We start from the raw sequence: 13,609 nt of genomic DNA, 5'->3' as shown, positions 1-13,609 counted from the left end.
TCGGCGGATGCCGTCGCCGGGAGCACGTGCACCTCGATGCCGCGCTCGGCCATCCGGTGCGGGGTCATACCCTTGATGCCCAGGTCGATCGCAGCCACCGTGAACCGCTTCTCACCGATCGCCGGGACGACGTACGCCTCCCTGGTCGCGACCTCCTCGTACAGGCTCGCACCCTTCATGTGCGGCTGGGCCTGCACCCGCTCCAGCAGCTCCGCCTCCGCCGCGATCGCCTCGCCGGAGAAGACGCCGGCGCGCATCGAGCCACGCTCGCGCAGGTGGCGGGTCAGCGCGCGGGTGTCGATGCCGGAGATACCGACCACGCCCTGACGCTCCAGCTCCTCGTCCAGGGAACGCCTGGCCCGCCAGTTGGACGGCACGCGCGCGGGGTCGCGCACGACGTAGCCCGAGACCCAGATACGGCCCGACTCGTCGTCCTCGTCGTTCCAGCCCGTGTTGCCGATCTGCGGGGCCGTCGCCACCACGATCTGACGGTCGTACGACGGGTCGGTCAAGGTCTCCTGGTAGCCGGTCATACCGGTGGAGAACACGGCCTCGCCGAAGGTCTCCCCCACGGCCCCGTAGGCGCGACCGCGGAAGATGCGGCCGTCCTCCAGGACGAGTACGGCCGTGGTGGGGCCGCCGGCGCTCATCGGTCCAGGCCGCATGCCGGGCGGCCACCGCCTGGGTGTTCGGGCTGGGCGACGCACTCCAGGCGGAACTGGGCGGCGGTGCGCAGGACCGCCTTCTCCACCTCGCCGCTGGAGTCGCCGCGGAAGCGGAAGCGGGCGCCGACGTGTTCGTAGCCGCCGACGCGCGGGATGACCTGGCCGGCGGCGGGGACGACGGCGGCGTACGGTGCCTCGGCGGGGTCCTGCGGGGCGGGCAGTTCGTGGCTGACCACGCGGCAGGGGGCCGGGACGGGGGACGGCACGAGCAGCCAGCCGCCGGTGCGCCAGCGGTCGGGGACGGGCAGCTCGGGGAGGCGGCCGAGCTGGATGTCGGCGGCGGCCCGCATCAGGTCGATGCCGTGCACCTCGCGCCAGACGAACGGGATCTCCGCGCCGCCGACCCGGTAGCCAGCCTCAAGGAAGCGGATCGCGGGGCGGCCGTCGGCACCCGTGCCGACGAAGGCCTCCAGGTGGAACACCCACGCCTCGCCGCTGAGCGCGCCCGCGACCTTGGCCGTGAACTCGCCGAGCGCGGTGAGCAGTTCGGGGTCGTCGATCTCCACGGAGCCGAGCGCCTCGCCCTGGGTGAAGTCGACGCAGGTGTTGACGTAGCGGGAGGCCCGCCACGGGCCCAGGCGGTCGCCCGTCCACAGGCCGTCTATGTGGACGATGTCGTCGGGGCAGTACTCCTGCACCAGGCGTGGCTCGGGCGGCAGCGCGGCCGGCTGGGGCAGGTCGGCCGTGGAGGCGAGACGTACGACGCCCCGGCTGGCGGTGCCGCGGCGGGGCTTGACCACGACGGGCAGGCCGTGGCGGTCGACGAAGGCGCGTACGGCGTGCTCGTCGGGGGCGTCGGCGAAGCGGGGGGTCGGGACGCCGGCCTCCGAGACGAGCCGGTTCATGGTCAGTTTGTCGCGGAAGCGGGCCAGTTCGGCCGGTGTCTGGCCGGCGCAGCCGAGGCGGTCGCGGATAGCGGCGGCGGTGTCGAGGTCGCCCTCGTTGAGGGCGAGCAGCCGGGCCGGGGGGCCGAAGCGGGCGCGCAGTTCGGTGACCGCGCGCCAGACGGCGGCGGTGTCGTCGGTGGCGGGGACGACCACGACGGCCGCGGCGTCGGCGGGCACGGAGTCCTGGGCGAGGGCGGTGGTGACGTAGGTGACGTGGTGGGTGCGGTGGTCGAGGTAGTCCTCGTAGCGGGCGTGGCGGTCGCGCCAGCGGTGCAGGATGACGACGTGGCGGTTCATGCGTGCTCCGTTCCGGACGCGACGAGGTCGCGGACGTGGCCCACGGCGTAGGCCGCCGAGACCACGGCGGCGCGGGCGGAGCCGAGGGCGTCGCGGCAGGCGTCGAGGTCGGGTTCGGGCAGTCCGGCGACGATGTCGGTGGCGCAGTCGATCAGGTGGAGAGCGGCCCGGATGAGCGGCTGCTCGTCGGTGTACCGCTCCTGGACGATGCGCCGGGCGGAGTTCAGCTGGGTGACGGGGTCCGACGCGGAGCTGGCCGTCGGGACGGTCGAGGCGATGGGGTTCACAGGCGGTTCCCTCCCAGTGGTCGGTGCGGGCCGGGCCTCGTGGGACGTCGCGGCCAGGCGGTGCCTGGGCGTGCACGAGGCGGGCCGGGCGGCCGGGCGCCGGCGGATGCGGGGCCCGGCCGCCCGGCCGGAGAAGCGGTCCGGTGCGGCGGACGGCGTGCTCAGCGCGTCTCGAAGCGGATCTTCGCGTTGACGGCCTCGGTCCGGGCGACGGCGTCGTCGGCGTCCCGGCCGGACGCGATGGCGTAGCCGGAGACACAGTCGGCGACGGTGAGCAGCGGCGGCACGGTCTCGCCGGCGTTCTTGCCGATCACCGCGGCCACCTCGGTGTCCCGGAACTCGTCCAGGTAGGGCAGGAAGACGTACGGGACCTCGCCCTCGGGGATGGTGCGCACCTCGTCGGCGGCGTCCTCGGCGACCTCGACGGCGGTGACCGTGCCGGGCTCGGGGGTGAAGAACCGTACGGCCGCGCCGCCCAGTGGCTCGGGCGAGGTGGCGGGCAGTTCGTCGATGCCGAGCGGAACGGTGAGGAACATCCGGTTCAGGTCCAGGCCGAAGGCGCGGCGGACCAGTTCGGGGGCGCCGCTGCCGGCCAGCCGGGCGTGCGATTCGAGGACCCGGGGACCCTTCTCGGTGAGCACGAACTCGCTGTGCGAGGGGCCTTCGGTGAGGCCCACCGCGTCCAGCAGCTGCGGCGTCAGCTCGCGGAGTTCGGCGAGCCAGGGCGCCGCGTACCGGCTGGGGGTGCTCACCTCCCACTCGACGTACCGCTCGTTCATGCGGTACTCGGAGTAGCCGATGGGCAGGTGGCGGCCCTCGTAGGAGAAGGAGTCGACGCTGACCACGGGGCCGTCGAGGTACTCCTCGGCGATGATGCCGGTGATGCCCGCCTCGCACAGCGCCTGCCAGGCCCGCTCGGCGTCGTCGAGGCTGTCCACGGGGTGGATGTGCAGGCTGGCCACGCCGTCGACCGGCTTGACGATGATCCGCTCGCCGACCTCGGCGCGGAACTCCGCGATCTCGGCTGCGCTCTCGACCATCCGGTAGCGGACGGGGCTCAGGCCGTGCTTGTCGAGCAGTTCGCGGGTGAGTGCCTTGTCCTTGAGGGCGCGGGCGGTGGCCTCGGTGACGCCGGGAAGTCCGAGCGCGTCCACGACGAACCCGGTGGACTCGGCGGCCGGCTCGGTGGTGGTGAGCACCCGGTCGAACGGCCGCTCGTCGTGCAGCGGCTTCAGTATGTCGAGGATGGCCTGCCCGTCGGCGATCGGGGCGTGCACGATGCGCTCGCAGTGCTCGGCGATGGCCGGGTCGTAGGCGCCCTCCTCGTGGACGAGGACGACATCGATGCCGAGCTGCTTGGCGCCGGCGATCGGGGCCGGTCGGCCGCCGATGACGGCCACGCGGTGAGTGTTCATGGGGTTCCCTTCGTGCGGGTGGTGGCAGTGGCCGGTCTCAGGCGGCGTAGCAGCGGCGCAGCCAGCGGGCCGTGGCGTCGGGGCGCGGGGTGAAGGCCTTGCGGCGGTGCAGCACCCGGTGGTTGTCGAAGATCATGAAGTCGCCCGTGTCCAGGACGAGTTCGGCGCCCGGGATCGTGGTCAGGGTCTGCGACCAGCTCTCCAGGGCGGTCCGGGCTCGGTCGGTGATGCCCCTGGTGGTGCCGCGGTCGTAGCGGACGCGGTGGCGTCCGGTGCCGTCGGGTTCGATGACCGCGGCCTCGCGCAGCGGGCGGGTGGCCCCGCCGTCGTTGGAGTCGGGCGCGCCGACCTCGAACTCGGGTGTCTGGAGGATCCGCCGGGTCTCGGGGTCCAGGCGCACCATGACGTCGTCGAGCGCCGCGATCTCGGTCGGCACCTGCTCCTCGTTGCGCACCGCGTAGAAGGTCAGGTACGGCGGGGTGTACAGGCGTGGGTCGGAGCCCGGCCGGCCGAACGGCTGGTGGGGGTTGTCGGAGTGCCAGAAGAACTCCGAGTCGGCTCCCCAGGAGCTGGTGGTGCCGCAGGCCGCCGGGTTGGGGACGACGTTGCGGATGAGGTGGCCGTCGTTCTCGTAGGCGACGGCGAAGGGCGTGCAGCCGATCAGGCGGATCAGCCCCAGGTGGATGGCGTTGGTGACGGCCAGCTCCGGTTCGTCGCCGAAGCCGCTCACCGGGGTGGCGGGGAAGTTCTGGGCCGGCAGGTTGGACAGCACCAGGGCGTGCCGCGCGGCGGCGGTGAACACCTGGATGCTCTGCAGCACGTCACCGGGGAGGTGGCGGCTGAGCGCGTAGGCGCCGATGCCGGCGAGGATGGCGTCGTCGAGGTCGGAGTCCAGCCGGGTCTCCGAGACGCGTTCCGAAATCTCCTTGTCCAGCAGGTCCCGGACGCTGTCCTCGATGTGGTGCCGGGCGAACTGGAGCAGGCTGGTCATCGTGTGTCTCCCATCGGTCGTGCGCGCACCTGGCCGCTCGCCTTCAGCGAGCCCGGGCCGGGATCGGCGCGGTCCAGTAGGTCTGGGTGCCGGCGGGCCGGCGGCGGGCCATGGGGTCCTTGACGACCCGGCTCACGAGGCCGGCGGGCGTCACGACCAGGCAGTAGAGGAGGAAGAGCAGGAAGGTGCGCATGAGTGGTCCGTTCTCCCGGCGCCCCCGCGGGGCGCCGGGGTTCGTGGGGCGTCTCGGTCGGCGGTGCGTCAGTCGAGCGGGATCTCGGCGCGCCAGTCGTGTTCCTCCGACCAGGCGGGCTGGGCGCTCTTCTCCAGCAGGAAGTTGCCGAGCGCGAGCATGTCGATGTCGGTGCGCATGAAGCAGGTGTAGGCGTCGTGCGGGGTGTTCACGATGGGCTCGCCGCGCACGTTGAAGGAGGTGTTGACCAGCACCGGGCAGCCGGTGCGGGCCTTGAACGCGGTCAGCAGCCGGTGGTAGGCGGGGTTGCTGTGCTCGGTGACCGTCTGCACCCGGGCCGAGTGGTCGACGTGGGTGACGGCGGGGATGGTCGAGCGGTGGACCTTCAGCAGGTCCAGGCCGCTCGCGCCGGCGCTGTCGGCGTCGAGCCGCTGGGCCGCCGCGACCTGCGAGACCACGAGCATGTACGGGCTCTCCTGCGGCAGGTCGAAGTACTCGGTGGCGTCGGAGGCCAGTACGGCGGGGGCGAACGGGCGGAACGACTCACGGAACTTGATCTTGAGGTTCATGGTGGACTGCATGTCCGGGTTGCGCGGGTCGCCGATGATCGAGCGGGCGCCCAGGGCGCGCGGCCCGAACTCCATGCGGTCCTGGAACCAGCCGACGATCTTGCCGTCGGCCAGTCCCTCGGCGACCTCCTTGGCCAGCGTCTCGGGGTCCAGCCGCTGGTGCGGGATGTCGTGGGACTCCAGATAGGCGGCGATCTCCTCGTCGTCGTAGCCGGGGCCGAGGAGCGAGCCGCTCATCGCGTCGCGTCCGGTGGCGGGATGGTCGCGGCGCACCCCGCGCTCCATGGCGACGGCCTGGGCCGCGCCGAGCGCGCCGCCTGCGTCACCGGCGGCCGGCTGGATCCACACCTCGTCGAAGACGCCCGCGTCGATGATCTTGCCGTTGGCGACGCAGTTGAGGGCGACACCGCCCGCCAGGCACAGCGTGGACTCGCCGGTGCGTTCGCGGGCGGTCCGCGCCAGCCGCAGCACGACCTCCTCGGTGACGGCCTGCACCGAGGCCGCGAGGTCGAACTCGCGCTCGGTGAGTTGTCCTTCGGGGGTGCGCCGGGGTCCGCCGAAAAGCTTCTCGAAGCCGCGGCCGGTCATCACCTGGCCGCGCAGGTACTCGAAGTACCGCATGTCCAGGCGGAAGGAGCCGTCGTCCCTGATGTCGATGAGGTGCTCGCGGATGAGGTCGGCGTAGCGGGGCTTGCCGTAGGGGGCGAGGCCCATCAGCTTGTACTCGCCGGAGTCGACCTTGAAGCCGCAGAAGTAGGTGAACGCCGAGTACAGCAGGCCCAGCGAGTGCGGGAACCGCAGTTCCGCGAGCGGGGTCAGCTCGGTGCCGCGGCCGTGCCACAGGGTGGTCGTGGCCCATTCGCCGACGCCGTCGATGCACAGGACGGCCGCGGACTCGTAGGGGCTCGGGAAGAAGGCCGACACGGCGTGCGACTCGTGGTGCCGGCGCACGGACAGCTCCGGCACCCGGCCCAGGTTCAGGTCGGCCAGCTCGGCGCGCACCCGGTCGGCGGTGCGCAGCTTGCCGCCCGGCCCGAGCCAGGACGGCAGGGTGTCGCGGAAGGACGCGAAGCCGGTCGGGGCGGCGCCGAGGAAGGTGGCCAGCACCCGGCGGAACTTCAGCCGGGGGTCCTCGTAGTAGGCGACGGCGGACACGTCGTCCAGCGTCACGCCTGCCTCGTCGAGGCAGTAGCGGATGGCCGCCGAGGGGAAGGAGGGGTCGTGCCGCCGCCTGCTGAAACGTTCCTCTTGAGCGGCCGCGACCGGCACGCCGTCGGCGATCAGCGCCGCGGCGCTGTCGTGGTAGAAGGCCGACACTCCCAGGATCAGGTCAGACACCGCTGTGTTCCTCCACGGAATCGGGGGCGGGATGGGTTGCTTGCGATCGGGCGCGGGGCCTCGGGGGTGGCATGGGGTCTCGCGGTGGCATGGGGTCTCGGGGCGGCGCGGGGTTTCGGGGGTGGCGCGGCTTCATCCCCGCCGGCCCGCGAGCCGTCCGCGGCGGGCGGCGAGCCGGGCGCCCACGCCGCTCGGCGGGTTCAGCGAGCGGTAGCCCGTCCGCACCCGCTGCCAGGTCTCCGCACGGCCGCCGGGACCAGGGGTGTCGGGCAGGGCGGCCATCAGGGTGTCCACCGCGTCCGCGGCCCACGCGGAGTGGCCGGTGGCGACGTTGTCGATGGTGTTGTGGATGTCGACGAAGCGCGTGCTGAAGCCGTACGCCTTCAGCGCCAGCCGGGCTCTGCGGTAGGTGCCGCCGACGCCCGACAGCTCCATCGCCAGGTTCAGCCCCAGCACCTCGGGCAGGAACGTCCTCGGAAACCTGCCGACGCACAGCCAGTACACCGGCAGTTCGAACGACTCGTCCCGGAAGCCGGGCCAGTGGGCGAACTCCGCCGAGGCGGTGGGCGGCAGGTCGACGCCCATCTCCTTGAGGACGTCGCGGTAGATGAGCGGATGGTTCAGCCGGGGCTCGCCGTTGCCGAGTTCGTCCCAGTACGTCTCGAACAGCGAGTGCCCGATCTCCGAGGACGCCTGCTCGTAGTCGGTGAACCCCTGCAGCCAGCTGCCGTCGATCAGGGTCAGCGGCGCCGTCTGTACGGTGTCGTCGACGACCGCCTCCCGCGAGGGCAGCGGGACCTCCGCGTTCTGCTCGAACTCCGCCCCGTGCCGGTCGTGCCGCTCCTGCAGCCAGGGGCGCAGCCCCTCCCGGCCCCAGCGCGCCGGCAGCGGCATCGTCCGCTCGTCCATACCGTGCGCCGACCGGGCCAGCCAGCCGGCGACGTACCTCTTCGCCCAGGAGCGCAGCGCCGGGGTGTCGGTGCGGCGCATCAGCAGGTGGTAGGCCTCGCGTACGGAGGAGGGTGCGCGGCCCGGGGAGCGGTGGCCGGCCCGGAGGGCGGCGGCCGCCTCGGCGGGGGCGGCGGGTGCTACCCGCGTACCCGTCCGGTCCCCGGCGGGCTCCTCCGCCGGGGGCGTCGCCGGCAGGGAGTCGATCCACCGCCGGATGACGTTCAGGTCCTCCGGTGAGAACACCCGGAACATCGGCCCGCGTTCGCCGACCAGCCCCCTCACCAGCGCGCTGGCGGAGGCCCGCCCGGGCTTGACGAGCTTGCTGCGGGCCAGGGCGTCCAGCAGCGGGCCCGCGTCGGTGCGGCACTCGGCGAGCCAGCGGGCGAGGGGCTTGCCCTCCAGCTGGAACTGGTGGTGGTAGACGGCGCCCTCGCGGGAGCGCTGCCGCATCAGTTCCGCCATGTCGAAGGCCGGGTCACCGGCCGCGACCAGCTCCGCGTACAGCGTCTCGGACCACTCGCGCAGCGCGCCCAGCGTTCCGGCGAAGCCTCGCCGCACCGCCTCGGCGGCCCGGTCGCCCTCCTCGGCGACCAGCTCGTCGACCAGGGCCCGGCACTGCCGGTCCGGCCGCTCCGCCTCGGCCTGCCGCGGCGCCGACGGATCCACCGCGTCCCAGTCGCACTCGGCCGGCCGGGCCCGTCTGACCATCGTCAGCGCGGGCAGCAGGCCGACCGTGCGCAGGCACAGGTCGGCGCCGAGCAGCTCGCCGCGGAACTCGTCCGGCCGCCTGCTCATCGCCAGCAGCAGGCCGGGCAGGACGAACGCGGACTCGGGCACCCGCTGGTCGCCGGTGAGCCGGGCCGCCGGGACCGCGTGCTCCGCGAGCCGCAGCCGGCGCAGCAGCTCCAGGAAGGCGCTGCCCCGGGAGGCGTGCGGATGACCGGCGCCCACGTCGTCGGCGTACAGCGCGAGGATCCGCAGCACGACCGGAACCTCGAAGTCGCCCGGGGCGCTCAGCCACTGCAGCCAGGCACCGGAGACGAGGGCGAGCGGGGCGCAGCCGAGCACGGCCCGGCGCACCAGCACCTCCTCGTGCCCGGCGGGCCGGCCCTCCTGGTGCCCGGCGTCGAGCAGGCCCGTGAACCGCTTACCCTCGGCCGCCGCCCAGTCGGCGGCCCGCACCACGAGGTCGTCGAGCGGGCCGTCCGCGACGGCCGGCCGGCGCAGCGCGGCGCGGGCCTCCTCGACGAGTCCGCCGTCCGGCACCGAGGCCTCGGGGTCGGCGGCGTACGCGTACACGGCCCGGGCGGGGCCGATGTCGTCGTACATCCTTCTCCTTTCGAAAGACCTGTCTGCCGGGGAATTCGCTCAGAACATCGGGTAGATGGACGCGTCGTTCTTGCGGTTGGCGCGCTTCTTGCGCCGGAACAAAAGGTCTGCGAGCTTGCGCAGCAGAGACATGCGGAATCGCCTTCTTTCGCGGGAAAAAGGGGGTCAGGAAAGGCCGAGGGTTTCGGCGAGAACGCGGGCCACCAGGTCATAGCCGTGGTCGGTGTAGTGCGCCCGGTCCACGTAGACCCAGTCCCGCTCGGTGACCGCCTCGGCGACGACCGGGTTGAGGTCGACGTAGCGGATCCCGAGCTTCTCGCAGCCGGCCTGGAGCTTGTCGGAGAAGGCGCGGGCGACCTCCTTGCGGGAGATGTCGCCGTACAGGGCCTCCCAGGTGCCCAGCTTGGAGATGCGGTCGATCTCGTCGAAGAGCAGCTGCTCCTGCGGCGCGTGCCGGTCCCGCATCCACAGCGCCATCGGCTGCAGCACGTACGTCAGCCGGGCCGCCGGACCGGCCAGCCGGCGCCAGCTGTCCAGGTGGCGCAGGGTCAGCTCGGCGGCGGAGTCGATGACGGCGGGGATGTCGCGGCGGACGTCGTCGTGGGTGGAGATGGTGCGGCGGCGCTCGGCGCGGCGGCCGAGGAGCTTGGAGCCGGCCGCCTTGCGGTTGCTCTCGCGCAGCTCCTCCATCGCGTCGAAGTACTCGCCGCAGAACCAGAACGCGCCGTGGTCCCCCTGCTGCCACTCGGGCAGCCTGCCGACGGTGAGGTCGTTGAGCCCGGAGAAGACGACGATCTCCTCGATCTCGGGCAGCAGATGGCGGTGGAGGGTGAACAGCAGCAGTTCCTGAGTGGAGTTGTAGCAGCGGCCGCCGAAGTTGAGCCACGGCGCGGACGGCGCGTGCTTGCGCCACAGCTGCGAGGCGAGCGTGGTGGCGTCGCTGGTGGCGCCGATACCGAGGACGGTGGAGCTGCCGGAGATCAGCCGCACCGGTCCGGCGGGCATGTTCCCGGCCGCGGAGGCCGTCTCCCCGTTCGGGCCGTGCGAGATCCGGAAACCCGCCCGGTCGGTGTTGATGACGGCGGACCGGTAGTCGGCGCGGTGGAAGTACATCAGGTAGGGCAGGTAGCGGGCCTCGCCGCGGTCGTCGAACCGCGTGTACTCCTGCATCTGCGGGGTCAGTTCGTCACGGTGGAGCTTCACGTCGGGGCACTCCTCGGCTTTCGCGGATGAGGGCGGATGAGGGAGGCGGCAGGGGCTCAGGGGCGCAGCAGGGGGCCCCGGTGCAGCTTGTGCTGGGCCGCCTGGGCCAGCGGGCGGACCACGAGGCGGTCGACGTTGACGTGCTGGGGCAGCCCGACAGCCAGCGCGACGCATTCGGCGACGTCGGCGGCGGTGAGCGGGTGGTCGACGCCCTCGTAGACCGCCGCGGCCCGCTCGGCGTCGCCGCGCATCCGGTTGAGGGCGAACTCCTCGGTCCTGACCATCCCGGGCGCCACCTCGACCACCCGGACGGGCTCGCCGCACAGCTCCAGCCGGAGCGTCTCGCTGAGCGCGCGCTCCGCGTACTTGGCCGCGCAGTAGCCGCCGCCGCCCTCGTACGCGGTGAAGGCCGCTGTGGAGGTCACGGTGACGACCGTGCCTCCCCGGCCGGCGCGCAGCAGCGGCAGCAGGGCCTGGGTCACGCGCAGGGTGCCCAGCACGTTCACGGAGTACATCCGCTCCCAGTCCGCCGGGGCCGCCTCGGCCACGGACTCGGCGCCCAGGGCGCCGCCCGCGTTGTTCACCAGGACCTCGCAGGAGCCGAGTTCGGCGGCGAAGCGGCGTACGGCCTCGTCGTCGGTCACGTCGAGCGCGTACGGTCGCGCACCGGTCTCCTCGGCGAGTTGCCGCAACCGCTCCGCGCGGCGTGCGACGGCCACGACCTCGAAACCGTCCTTCGCCAGTCGCCGCGCGGTCGCCGCGCCTATTCCGCTGCTCGCCCCGGTCACCACGGCCTTTCCGGCCACCGACGCCACCGCCTTTCTCTCGTCCCGCATTTCGATGCGGCCGAGGATTCCCCGGCTTTTCCCGGAGATTCGCCTCGGTCGTTTCCTCGTGCAGTCAGAGCTTTGCCGCTCGGCGGCGCCGGTTGAACCCCGCTCACAGTTCGGGAATCTGCAATGCGGGAACCCGCAGGGCGGACATAAACGGGCGGGGCGCGGAGCACTGCGGCTCCTGGAAGGGGGCTGAGTGCTCCTCAGACCGTGCAGCGGATGGCCTCGGCGGCGGCCGACGGCCTGACCCCGGCACCGGCCCGTCGGCGCGCGCGGTGGATCGCCTGACGTCCCGCTCGTAGCCCGGGCGGACTGCACGGAGCCCGCCGGAGCGGACCCGCCCCGCACCACGGCGTGCCGACCGCGGGGCATGGATCCGAATGCCCCCGCCGGCCGGGCCGTTCGCATCGGCCGTTCATCGAACACCGACACGATCAAGTCGTATTCGCCGGCCCGGTCGGTCGCTCCCCGCCTCGGGCGGCGCAGCGGCACGCCCTGTGCGCGGACAGCGGGACGTCGTTGCCGGACCGGGCGCCGCGGAAGGGCCGCCGCAGCTCGCCGGGCACTACCGGCGCAGAAGAGGCGCCCGGGGGCGGTTGAGGTGCTGGAGTGTGCGGTGGCATCAAGGCACCTGTAGGCGGGCATCGATCGGTGGATGCAGCTTCAAGCCTTGAGCACAAATTCCACACACATCCCTTCTTCGGAGGGCCCCCATGGTCTAGATTGACCCGTGCTTCACATGTTTGGACACGAGGCGACAAATGATGATCTATAGGTCCGGCGCTACGGGCAGCCAGCAGTCGCGTCCCCGGCGCCGGACGTGGGGTTGATCAATTCGCGGAGCCCGAAAGGGGGCCTTGGGTGCGGGGAGCATCCGGGGTTTCGACGGGTTCCCGCGTATCTCGAAAGTCTGGCCGGGCAGGCGAGTCCGCTGCCGCCAGGGGGGTTGTTCAAGCAGCGCTGAAATAGCCGGTATGCCATGCGGGGCGGGCGGGGGCCTCCCGCAGGGAGGAACAGCGCGGCGGGGGGCCGGGGGGCCTCCCGAGGGGAGGGACAGTGCTAGGCGAACACGTCGAACCACTGGGGACCTGGGGGGTTCTGTGCGGCGAGGGGGATTAGTCAGCCCGTTTCCGTCAACGCGCGGGCGTCTGGCGAACGGGTCGACCAGCCAGCCCGCGAGCGATTGGGAGCAGCGGTACCGCCGTGTCGTGATCATCAGCGATACCGTGGCCACTGCCTTCGTGGTGGCGGCGATCGGCAATTTCTTCGGGGCCCGGGACGCGGCCAACTGGCACGAGAAGTGGGGGATTCTCGCATTCGGCACCGAGTTGCTGGTGCTGGGGGCGCTTGCGGTGAGCCGGTCGTGGGCGCCGGCCGTGCTCGGCCAGGGCGCCGAGGAATTCCGAAGACTCGGACGCTCACTGTTCACGGCGACCGTCGTACTGGCGCTCGGCGGAATAGCCCTGACCTCGCGCAACATCAAACTCTGGATCTTCGTCGCGATCCCCGCGATCGCGCTCATCACCATGACCGCGCGCTATGTGCTGCGCCTCTGGCTGCACAGACAGCGCAAGGAGGGCCGGTGCCTGAGACCGGTGCTCGCCGCCGGGAGCCCGGCCACCGTGCGCGACCTGATCACCCGGACCCGCAAGTTCCCGCATCTCGGCTGGCGGGTGGAGGCGGTGTGCACCACGGACGGTCGCGGGCTCGACGGTGACCACCTGGACGGAGTGCGGGTCGTCGGCCGGCTGACGGACGTCGCCAAGCACGTCCGCCACGACGGCTACCGTGTCGTCGCGGTCACACCGGACCCGCACTGGTCACCGGACCGGCTGCAGCGGCTGGCCTGGAACCTCGAAGGAAGCGACGCCGAGATGGTCGTGGCCCCCGTGCTGATGGAGGTGGCCGGCCCGCGGCTGCACGTCGACGCGGTGCTCGGGATCCCCCTGTTGCGGGTCAGCATGCCGACCTTCACCGGGGGCCGCCGGGCGGTCAAGGAGGTCGTCGACCGGATGGGCGCGGCGATCCTGCTGATGCTGTTCGTGCCGCTGATGGTGTTCGTCGGGCTGCTCGTGCTGGTGGACAGCCGGGGTGGGGTGTTCTACCGCCAGCGCAGGGTCGGCAAGGACGGCCGCGAGTTCACCATGCTGAAGTTCCGCACCATGGTCGCCGGCGCCGACAGGGCACGTGCCGAGCTGGCCCACCGCAACGAGGGCGCCGGCCCGCTGTTCAAGCTGCGCCGGGATCCGCGGGTGACCCGGGTCGGAGCGGTGCTGCGCCGCTACTCGATCGACGAGCTCCCGCAGCTCTTCAACGTGCTCACCGGATCGATGTCGCTCGTCGGGCCGCGGCCTCCGTTGCCGGAGGAGTGCGCCGCGTACGGCCCGGACATCCGGCGCCGGCTGCTGGTCAAGCCCGGACTCACCGGTCTGTGGCAGATCAGCGGACGCAGCGACCTGTCGTGGGAGGAGGCGGTCCGGCTGGACCTGCGGTATGTGGAGGACTGGTCGCTCGCCCTGGACACAGTGATCTTGTGGAAGACGCTGCGTGCGGTGCTCTACGGGCAGGGGGCCTACTGATGCGCGGGGGTC

11 protein-coding genes are annotated in these 13,609 nt (G+C 72.4%); 1 reads left to right on the top strand and 10 read right to left on the bottom strand.

Annotated features, from left to right (window positions below; genetic code table 11):
* The 10 genes from ABZ937_RS19920 to ABZ937_RS19875 all read right to left on the bottom strand — a co-directional run.
* On the bottom strand, nucleotides 1-650 hold a 650-nt coding region (locus ABZ937_RS19920), incomplete at its 3' end, for a carbamoyl-phosphate synthase domain-containing protein (protein ID WP_361693525.1).
* Nucleotides 647-1,909, bottom strand: coding sequence for a biotin carboxylase (locus ABZ937_RS19915; RefSeq protein ID WP_361693523.1), 1,263 nt, complete (start codon nucleotides 1,907-1,909; stop codon nucleotides 647-649). The genes ABZ937_RS19920 and ABZ937_RS19915, both read right to left, overlap by 4 nt.
* Nucleotides 1,906-2,196 carry a hypothetical protein gene (locus ABZ937_RS19910; protein WP_361693521.1) on the bottom strand — a complete coding sequence of 97 codons (291 nt, stop codon included), beginning with the start codon at nucleotides 2,194-2,196 and terminating at the stop codon, nucleotides 1,906-1,908. The genes ABZ937_RS19915 and ABZ937_RS19910 overlap by 4 nt, the downstream gene beginning before the upstream one ends.
* A gap of 161 nt (nucleotides 2,197-2,357) precedes the next feature.
* Nucleotides 2,358-3,611, bottom strand: a complete 1,254-nt coding sequence (locus ABZ937_RS19905) for an ATP-grasp domain-containing protein (protein ID WP_361693519.1) — start codon at nucleotides 3,609-3,611, stop codon at nucleotides 2,358-2,360.
* A 37-nt stretch (nucleotides 3,612-3,648) separates the two neighbouring features.
* On the bottom strand, nucleotides 3,649-4,602 hold the full coding sequence (locus ABZ937_RS19900; RefSeq protein ID WP_361693517.1) for a TauD/TfdA family dioxygenase: 954 nt from the start codon (nucleotides 4,600-4,602) through the stop codon (nucleotides 3,649-3,651).
* 43 nt (nucleotides 4,603-4,645) lie between these two features.
* Entirely contained in the window at nucleotides 4,646-4,795 is a 150-nt protein-coding gene (locus ABZ937_RS19895) for a hypothetical protein (protein ID WP_361693515.1), read from the bottom strand.
* Between the two features lie 68 nt (nucleotides 4,796-4,863).
* Nucleotides 4,864-6,702: a carbamoyltransferase gene (locus ABZ937_RS19890; protein WP_361693513.1), complete on the bottom strand. Its 1,839-nt coding sequence runs from the start codon at nucleotides 6,700-6,702 to the stop codon at nucleotides 4,864-4,866.
* A 132-nt stretch (nucleotides 6,703-6,834) separates the two neighbouring features.
* On the bottom strand, nucleotides 6,835-8,982 hold the full coding sequence (locus ABZ937_RS19885) for an iron-containing redox enzyme family protein (RefSeq protein WP_361693511.1): 2,148 nt from the start codon (nucleotides 8,980-8,982) through the stop codon (nucleotides 6,835-6,837).
* Between the two features lie 165 nt (nucleotides 8,983-9,147).
* Nucleotides 9,148-10,185 (bottom strand): Inducer of phenazine A, encoded by a 1,038-nt coding sequence (locus tag ABZ937_RS19880; RefSeq protein ID WP_361693509.1) that lies wholly within the window; start codon nucleotides 10,183-10,185, stop codon nucleotides 9,148-9,150.
* A 56-nt stretch (nucleotides 10,186-10,241) separates the two neighbouring features.
* Nucleotides 10,242-11,021: an SDR family NAD(P)-dependent oxidoreductase gene (locus tag ABZ937_RS19875; protein WP_361693507.1), complete on the bottom strand. Its 780-nt coding sequence runs from the start codon at nucleotides 11,019-11,021 to the stop codon at nucleotides 10,242-10,244.
* A 1,097-nt stretch (nucleotides 11,022-12,118) separates the two neighbouring features.
* Between ABZ937_RS19875 and ABZ937_RS19870 the strand changes: the two genes are divergently transcribed.
* On the top strand, nucleotides 12,119-13,597 hold the full coding sequence (locus ABZ937_RS19870) for a sugar transferase (protein ID WP_361693505.1): 1,479 nt from the start codon (nucleotides 12,119-12,121) through the stop codon (nucleotides 13,595-13,597).
* Nucleotides 13,598-13,609: the final 12 nt, after the last annotated feature.

The sequence above is a fragment of the Streptomyces sp. NPDC046727 genome (assembly GCF_040645635.1).
Classification (GTDB): Bacteria; Actinomycetota; Actinomycetes; order Streptomycetales; family Streptomycetaceae; genus Streptomyces.
The sequence above is the reverse complement of the archived record's forward strand: the minus strand, read 5'-3'. Positions and strand labels throughout refer to the sequence as shown.

What these genes read in the sequence shown, in the direction of transcription:
- ABZ937_RS19915 (WP_361693523.1), bottom strand. Translation starts at nt 1,909, where the DNA reads ATGAACCGCCACGTCGTCATCCTGCACCGCTGGCGCGACCGCCACGCC.
- ABZ937_RS19905 (WP_361693519.1), bottom strand. Translation starts at nt 3,611, where the DNA reads ATGAACACTCACCGCGTGGCCGTCATCGGCGGCCGACCGGCCCCGATC.
- ABZ937_RS19900 (WP_361693517.1), bottom strand. Translation starts at nt 4,602, where the DNA reads ATGACCAGCCTGCTCCAGTTCGCCCGGCACCACATCGAGGACAGCGTC.
- ABZ937_RS19895 (WP_361693515.1), bottom strand. Translation starts at nt 4,795, where the DNA reads ATGCGCACCTTCCTGCTCTTCCTCCTCTACTGCCTGGTCGTGACGCCC.
- ABZ937_RS19885 (WP_361693511.1), bottom strand. Translation starts at nt 8,982, where the DNA reads ATGTACGACGACATCGGCCCCGCCCGGGCCGTGTACGCGTACGCCGCC.
- ABZ937_RS19875 (WP_361693507.1), bottom strand. Translation starts at nt 11,021, where the DNA reads ATGCGGGACGAGAGAAAGGCGGTGGCGTCGGTGGCCGGAAAGGCCGTG.